We start from the raw sequence: 7,730 nt of genomic DNA on the forward strand, positions 1-7,730 counted from the left end.
CGGGCCTGCCAGGGGAAGGGGTAGCCCCAGGCGCCGGCGCCGTATCCCGGGCTGGCCTGGGCCAGGAGCCGGGCGGCCAGGCGGCCCGCCTCGCCGCTCCGGCCCTGGGCCGCCAGCCCGGCGATGAACAGGGCCAGGGCCTTGGGGTTGTCGGCCTTGGGCACCCGGGCCAGGGGCCGGAGATTGACCGGCAGGTGCTTGAAGAGCTGGATCCACAAGAGGCGCACCAGGCGGGAGCGGTACAAGGGGGTGGCGGCCAGGAGCCGGGAATTGAGGCCGTCGTAGACATCCCAGCCCAGGTAGTCCTGGGCCTGGCACCAGGCGTCCAGGCGTTGCAGGGAGCCGGCCAGGGCGGCCCGGTCGCAAACGGCGGTCATGGCAGCCGCCGCGGCGGCTGCTGCACGCCCAGGTCCTGGTAGATCTCCCCCAGCTGTTCGAAGATGCGGTCCGAGACGAACTGGCGCCGGATGCGCTCCTGGCCGGCGGCCCCCATGGCGCGGCCCAGGTCGGGGTCGTCGAGGAGCGGGGCGAGACTGGCGGCCAGGGCCTCTGGCTGCCCCACCGGGCTCAGGAATCCCTCGACGCCGTGCTGGACCGCATCCGGCACCCCGCCCACCGGGGTGGCCACCACCGGCAGCCCGGCGGCCATGGCCTCGAGCAGGCCCATGGGCATGCATTCCGTGTAGGAGGGCAGGACGAAAAGACCGGCGGTGGCCAGGGCCTGGGCCTTGGCGTCGCCCTCGATCCAGCCCGGCATGGCCAGCTGACCGGCCAGGCCCACGTTGGCGGCCAGCTGACGCAGGGGCTCCTGGTCTCCCTCCCCGGCCAGCACCAGCTCCAGGTCCGGCCGGCCGGCGGCCAACTGGCCACATGCCCGCACCAGGTCGAAGACCCCTTTCTTTTCTTCCAGGCGGCCAAGATAGAGGATGCGGCGGGGGCACCGGTGGCCGGCCGCCGGCGCGACGTCCAGGATGGCCCGGGGCACCGGATTGAAGACAACGCTGATGCGGCGGTTGCCGGTCAGGCGGCGGAGGGCCGCCGGCCAGGCGCTGGAGAGCACCACGATACGGCTTGCTCGATCCAGAACCAGGCGGATGAGCGCCTTGGCCGGCGGCGGGCTCTGGTCGAAGAACAGGGCGAACTCGCTGCCGTGGAGGTGGAAGACGATGGGTCGTCTCGCAGCCAGGGCCGCCAGAAGGATGGGCGCTTTACGCCAGAAGCTGGCCCGGGAGGCGCTGTGGACATGGACCAGACCTACCTGGCGGCGGCCCAGAAGTCGCAGGAAGGTCAGCCAGGTGACCAAGGCTGCCCGGGTCTTGGCCGCTGCCGGACCAGGCACATGGCTGGCCAGATAGTGCACCTGCCATTGGCCGAAGAAGCCATCTGTATCGTAGACCCGAAGCACCGAGGCGACCCCGCCCCGGTTGTTCAGGGCCGTGCCCGCCATGACCACTCTGCCGGCTCTGAGGGGTGCGGTCATGCGACAGGCCCACCGCCAAAGGTCGCCAAGTCCAGGCGCTGGTCGACGAGCAGGCGTTTGCCCCGGGCGCCGGCTGGCAGGGCCTCCACCAGCTCCAGTCGGAATCGGATTCCTTGGCCCACCTTGCTCTGGATTTCCTGAGCAAAGGGCTCCAGGTCCCCGCGATTGGCGCCTTTCACCGGCACCACATTGATCGTGACCTCTCCCGGCTTGTCCTGGCGCAGCTGAAAGGCCTCGATGTGACAGTAGGCCTGGGAATGGATGTTGATGGCCGTCATGGAGACGAGGGCGCCGCCGGCGCCTACCACCATCTCCAAAGCCCGGCGCGCGCGAAGGCCCCGGACCTCCAACCGCCAGCCACTGTTCGGCGAGGCCACACGCACCAGCTCCGCCACATCGCCCGTGTCATACCGGACCAGGGGCATGCCCTTGGACACGAAGCCGGTGCCCACCAGCCTGCCGATCCGCCCCGGCTCCAGGACCGGCTCGCCGGCTTCGTCCACCAGCTCCACCAGGCTATACAGGGGCTCGAAGACATAGTGGCCCGGCCGGTTCGGACGCTCGCCGGCAATGGCCACCTTCTCGCTCAGGCCGTAAAGGGCCAGGATCGGCAGGCGGAAGGCCTGGCGAATCAGTTCCCTTTGGCTGGGCCAGAGGGTCTCCGAAACCGGCAGGACGCCTTTGAGGCAGGATGGCGGCTGCCAGCCCCGCCGCAGGGCGTGGCCGGCCAGAATAGCCAGGGCCGATGGGTAGCCATGCAGGAAGCGTACCCGGCGGCGCTGGATCTGCTCCAGGTAATGGTCCATCACCGGCGGCACCAGATGGAAGGGCGACAGCACAAGCTCTCCCAAGGCGGGGTCGAAGGACCAGGGCTGACGGTCGACATTCGGAATGGCCACCCCCCGCAGCACGGCCCGCCGGTCATGGGGGTGATAACCGATGTGACCCCAGATGTGGTGCACGAAGGCCCATTCCCTGGCCCCGCGGTCGCGGTCCAAATAGAAGTGGAATGGCTGACCCGATGAGCCGCTGGTGGAGACCAGGTCCAGGGTGGAAGCTGGCCTGGCCAGGAAGGCTTCCGGCGAGCGGCGAACCATCTCCTTGCTCAAGACCGGCAGCGCCCGTACCGCCTGGGCCTTTTCCGCCGGCGAGCGGAGAGTGTGGGAACGACTCAACTGCGGTCGATAGGCCTCGGTCGTCAGGCAGAGGTCGTGGATCTCGGCCAAAGCTCGCTCCTGCCATGCCGCCACGAAGGCAGCACTGGTCTCATGGCCAGCAAGGGCTGCGCGCAGCCGTCGATAGCTGCTGCCCCAGCGCAGCGGCCATGGCAGGACAGAAGCCAGGGGCGCCAGGCTCCGGCGGACGGGAGGCGGCAAACGAACATACAGACCGCGCAGGGTGTCGAGGGTGGACATGACCGTCACCGGGCAGGCGGGAGGGTGTGGCCGGCAAGCGGCAGCCACGGGCTGCCATCCTGATGGCGCTTCAGCACAGTGGCAAAGGCCTGGATCATGCGCGCGTGGGTGAAGCGCTCCAGCACCAGCTGCCGGCCGGCGGCTCCCATGTGTCGCACGCGCTGCCGATCCGTCCCCAGCGCCAGCAGGGCCTGCCGCAAGGCGGCGGCATCCCCGGCCGGTACCAGCGCCCCGGTTCGGCCAGGAAGAACCGCCTCCGCGGCGCCACCGATGTCAGTGGCTACCACCGGCACGGCCATGGACAGGGATTCCAGCATCGCCATGGAGAAGGTTTCCACGGCAGTCGAGGCCAGAACGGTCAGATCGCAGGCTGCCAGTACCGGCCGCACCTCCTCGATCCGACCCAGAAAATGAGCTCGGGCACCCAGGCCCAGCCGGCTGGCCGCCGCCTGGACCTCCGGCAGACACTGGCCACTCCCGGCCAGGAGCAGGACCGCATCCTCCGGCAGGCCGGCAAAGGCCTTCAGGAGAAGCTGATGGCCCTTTTCTGGCCGAAAGGCTGCCAGGCAGCCCACGACCAGGGCCTCCCGGGAAATCCCCAGTCGAGATCGCAGCGACCGGCCGGCCTGACGCCAGGATTCGGGAGCGAAGTGCTGCGGGTCAACGCCGTTGCGGATCACTCTGCTTCGCTCTTTGAGGCCAGGGTAGCGGCTCAGCCAATGTTCGGCCTGGCGCTCACTGACGAAGACCACCCGGCTGCAGGCTCGCTGCAGGGGGCCCCAGAGCAGTCGTTGGCTGACCTCCCCCTTGAGGTCCCGATTTCTGGTGGTGTGGATGGTGTTGACCAGCCGGGGTCGCCGCCGGCTGCGACGGCTGGCCAGCCAGCCGTGAAGCAGGGCGATCTGCAGGGTGGTGTGCACGACATCCACGGCCTTCTGGTCGATCACCTCAGCGATGCTCCGGGCCAGGCCCCGATCCAGCCAGCGCCGCCGTTCAAGGCGGATCACCGTCACCTCCGGCTGCCGGACCCTGGGCAGGAGGTCGCTTTCCGGCTCGAAGGTCACCAGGGTCTTGGCGAAGCGGTCCGGATCCAGGCCGTTGACCAGGGTGACCAGCTGGGCCTCGGCTCCGCAGGCGGCGAGGGAGGGGATGAGAAACAGCACCCGGGTCCGCGGCATCTCAGCACCTCCCGGGAAGGCGGGCGCCACGCTCGGCAAGGAGCCGGCAATACCGGCGGACCACCGCGGCCGGCGCGTGGTGCTGCTCGACAAAGGCCCGGCCCCGCTCGCCCATGGCGGCGCGGGCCTCGCCGCCGGCCAGCAGCCCGGAAACGGCTGCCACCATGCCGTCCAGGTCGGGAGGCCGGCGGCCCAGGCCCAGGCGCCCCAGAAGGCCGTCCGGGTCAAAGAAGGAGACGACCGGCGTCCCCCGGGCCCAGGCCTGGAGAAAGGAGTTGGGGAAGCCTTCGCTGTCCGAGGTGTTGACCAGGACCTTGGCCCGGCCGTAGAAGGCATTCACCTGGTGGTAGGGGATGAAGCCCCGAAAATCCAGGTTGGCCACCTGGGCCGCGGTCTGGGCGATCTCCTGGTAGAGGGCCTCCGCCCCCAGGCAGGGGCCGCCGATCATGGTCACCCGGGCCGGGGCCAGGCGGCGGGCCAGTTCCACCGCCAGCTCCGGCCGCTTGAACGGCCGGAGGTTGTTCACCCACAGGACATCGATATCCCTTTCCCGGGGGACCTCCGGCGGGATCTCCACCACCATGTCCACCACCGGGCTGTCCAGGCCATAGTGCTGCCGCAGCCAGCTGGCCTGGGTCAGGCTCTGGGCTGCCACCAGGTGGCTGCGCCGCAGGCCGTACTCGTAGAGCCTTCTGTCCCGCCAGAACCGGATGAGCTGGCGGCCGGGCAGGCAGTCGGTGTCATGGGCGACCCGGAAAACGAAGAAGCGGCCCCGGCGGCGGCAATGCCAGGCGGCAAGGCCAGTGGGCAGGCCGGCGCAGGACTGGTAGTAGATGTCGGCATCGGCCCGGGCCATGGCGGCCAGGAGGCCGCTGGCGCGGGGGTAAAGGAAGCGCAGGCCCGGCATCCCGGCCTGGGGCCGGTAGCAGGGCAGCACCCGGATGCCGTCGATGATCTCGCCTGCGGGCTGGCCGCAGTCCGTGACCACCATGCTGACGGAGAAGCCCTGGCGCGCGAATTCCCGGGCCAGCAAGGTCTGCTGCACCGATTCGCCGCCGACGTATGCGCTGCCGCAGGCAGGATTGAGGACCGGATAGCTGTCCAGGCCCACGAAGCAGATGGAGGTCATGGCGCAGGCTCCGCAAAGAGGTGGTCCGGGGGCGCCGCCGGCGTCCGGCTCTGGGGCAGCATGCCCAGGCCCAGCCCCAGGGCCGGAAAGATCCAGTAGGTGGTGATGTAGTTCACGGAGTGGAAGAAGGCCACGGACATGACCGCTACCATGCAGCCCAGGAGGCCCAGACCTGCCGGGTAGAGGTCGCTGTCCTGCCGGCGCTGGCAGGTTCGGAGGATGGCGAGAATGGCCGCGCTGTTGGCCCAGACGAAGCCGAGCAGGCCCAGGAGGCCGTAGTCGGCCAGGACGTTGGCATAGGTGTTGTGGGCATCGCCGACCCCGCCGAAGACCCGTTTGAAGGACGCGGGCCCCCGGCCGACCACCGGGCTTTCCGCGAACAGGGTCAGCCCCATCATGGCCAGGCGCGGGCGGGCGGCCGCGGAATCGTCCACCGTGGTGAGGTGGGCCTTGAGGTTGCCGGAGTATTCCTTCAAGACTGGCAGGGCGCTCGTGGCCAGGGCGCCGAGGATCACCAGCACCAGCAGATACTGGGGCGCCTTTTTGAGGTCCCACTTCAGGAAGACGGTGAGGATGCCGAGGGCCATGCCGATGAAGGCGGCCCGCAGGCCCGAGAAGAGGATGCCGGCAAAAGGCACCACGGTGCTGGCCAGCCACAGGAGCCGCCGGGAGCGGCGAGCGGCTACGAGCCCCCGGGCCAGGAGCAGCGGTGCGGCGCCGGCGCAGTAGAGACCGACCTGGGAGAAGTGGGTGGCGATGCCGGTGCCGCGGCGGAAGCCGCTCCCCTCCACCTCTTCGCTGTGGGTGAGGTGGTAGAGCTGGGAGAAGCCGGCCACCTGCAGGCCGCCGATCACGGTATTGAGCAGCACGAAGAAGAAGAAGGCGGCCAGCAGATAGTGGATGGAGCGCGGCTCCCGTATGGCCAGGGCGATGAGGGCGGCGAAGAGGAGCGGCGCGAAGGCGCTCTTGTACTGCCAGATGCCGACGTCGTTGACCAGCATGGACAGGAGGATGACCAGGCCATAGAGGGCCACGGGTGCCAGGGCGTCCAGGGGCAGCGGCTCCTGCCGGAGCAGGGCACCCAGGAGGATGATCGGGCCGATGGTGATGACCAGGAGCTGGCCTACCGGCAGATACATGCCGCCCATGAGCCGGAAGATGATCACCGGCATGAGGAAATAGACCGAGACCACGAAGGGCCCCAGCCACACCGGCCGGATGACAAAGAAGATCGCCATGGCCAGCCAGGCGACGATGCCCAGGCCCATGAGGCCCACCGGCAGATCGGTGAGATTCATGCCTGCGCCTCCTGAAGGAGAACGAGAAAGCGCTGGCCGATCCGCTCCCAGGTGTAGCGCTCCTGGACCAGGCGCCGGGCGGCGTCGCCGATCCGGCGCCGGGTCTCGCAGCTGTCCAGGTGCTGGCGGATCAGGCGGGCCATCTCCTGGGGGCTGTCTGCCGGCAGGTAGTGCTCGCCCGGCAGCGCCTCGATGGCCTCCATGCCCAGCCGGCTGGAGATCACCAGCCGGCGCAGGGAGAAGGCCTCCAGCACCTTGTTCTTGAGGCCGCTGCCGCTCTGCATGGGGTTGACCGCCAGCGGGATGCGGGCCGCCTCGGCCACCAGGTCCGGCACGAAGCCGCGGAGCCGGAGCCCGGGATGGTGGCCGGCCATGGCCTGCAGCCAGGCGGGCGGGTTTTTCCCCATGACGTGCCAGGTGATCCCGGCCTCGGCCAGGAACGGCCGATAGACCTGGTCGAAGAAGAAGCGGAGCGCCCGCTGGTTGGGCTCGAAGTCCAGGGCACCCCAGAAGGCGACGGCCCGCTCCTCTTCCCGGACCGCTGGCGGCTCCCGGAGCCATTCCTCCCCGACGCCGTTGGCCAGGACCCGCACCCGCTCGCCCAGCCGGCCGCTCAGCCGGCTGAGGGCCGCGGCATCGGCCGGGGAGATGGTGGTGACCAGATGGCAGGTGCGGGCCAGCCGCGTCTCCTGGTGCCGGATCCGCGACAGGGCCAGGCGCTGGCGCAGCCGGCCCCTGGCCCCCAGGGCCGCGCCGTCCTGGCGCAGCCGGCGCTCCATGGTGAGGCTGGCACAGTCATACTCGTCCACGATCTTCCGGGGGCCGGCCAGGGGCGCAATCATCTCTGCCATGGGCAGGGTGACGGCCACGGCATGGGTGATCCCCTCCTGCCGGACATAGGCACCCAGGCTGGCCACCGTGCGGCGATACTGGTCCGGGGCGTAGCGCCGCAGGAGATGGTGGCCCAGGGGAAAGAGGAAGCGGCTGCGGGCCGGTGGTCCGGCGAGGGCCGGCAGGGGCAGCAGGCCGGCAAAGACGCCGCTGGCCGCCAGGGCTTCCGCCGTGCCGGCATCGAGGCCCCGGGCCGCCAGGTGCACCTCGTGGCAGCGGCTCGCTTCCCGGGCCAGGTGGAAGACCCGGAGCGCCATCCCCTGGTGCAGGGGATAGGGCGGACGGGCCGTCACAAAGAGGATCCTCGCCATGGTCGGTCATCCTTTGCAGCACAGGTCT

7 protein-coding genes are annotated in these 7,730 nt (G+C 69.9%); all 7 read right to left on the bottom strand.

Annotated elements, in window-relative coordinates; genetic code table 11:
• Positions 1 to 377: hypothetical protein (locus AB1634_17830; GenBank protein MEW6221375.1), on the bottom strand; the 377-nt coding region annotated here is incomplete at its 3' end.
• Positions 374 to 1,447 (bottom strand): glycosyltransferase family 4 protein, encoded by a 1,074-nt coding sequence (locus tag AB1634_17835; GenBank protein ID MEW6221376.1) that lies wholly within the window; start codon positions 1,445 to 1,447, stop codon positions 374 to 376. The genes AB1634_17835 and AB1634_17830, both read right to left, overlap by 4 nt.
• Before the next feature lie 29 nt (positions 1,448 to 1,476).
• A complete protein-coding gene (locus AB1634_17840) occupies positions 1,477 to 2,895 on the bottom strand; it encodes a hypothetical protein (protein MEW6221377.1) in 1,419 nt (472 codons plus the stop codon).
• A gap of 5 nt (positions 2,896 to 2,900) precedes the next feature.
• Positions 2,901 to 4,073, bottom strand: coding sequence for a glycosyltransferase (locus AB1634_17845; GenBank protein ID MEW6221378.1), 1,173 nt, complete (start codon positions 4,071 to 4,073; stop codon positions 2,901 to 2,903).
• A gap of 1 nt (position 4,074) precedes the next feature.
• Positions 4,075 to 5,202: a glycosyltransferase family 4 protein gene (locus AB1634_17850; protein MEW6221379.1), complete on the bottom strand. Its 1,128-nt coding sequence runs from the start codon at positions 5,200 to 5,202 to the stop codon at positions 4,075 to 4,077.
• Entirely contained in the window at positions 5,199 to 6,500 is a 1,302-nt protein-coding gene (locus AB1634_17855; GenBank protein ID MEW6221380.1) for an O-antigen ligase family protein, read from the bottom strand. Before AB1634_17855 ends, AB1634_17850 begins: the two co-directional genes overlap by 4 nt.
• Positions 6,497 to 7,702 (bottom strand): glycosyltransferase, encoded by a 1,206-nt coding sequence (locus AB1634_17860; GenBank protein ID MEW6221381.1) that lies wholly within the window; start codon positions 7,700 to 7,702, stop codon positions 6,497 to 6,499. The genes AB1634_17855 and AB1634_17860 overlap by 4 nt, the downstream gene beginning before the upstream one ends.
• Between the last annotated feature and the right edge of the window lie 28 nt (positions 7,703 to 7,730).

The sequence above is a fragment of the Thermodesulfobacteriota bacterium genome (assembly GCA_040755095.1).
Classification (GTDB): domain Bacteria; phylum Desulfobacterota; class Desulfobulbia; order Desulfobulbales; family JBFMBH01; genus JBFMBH01.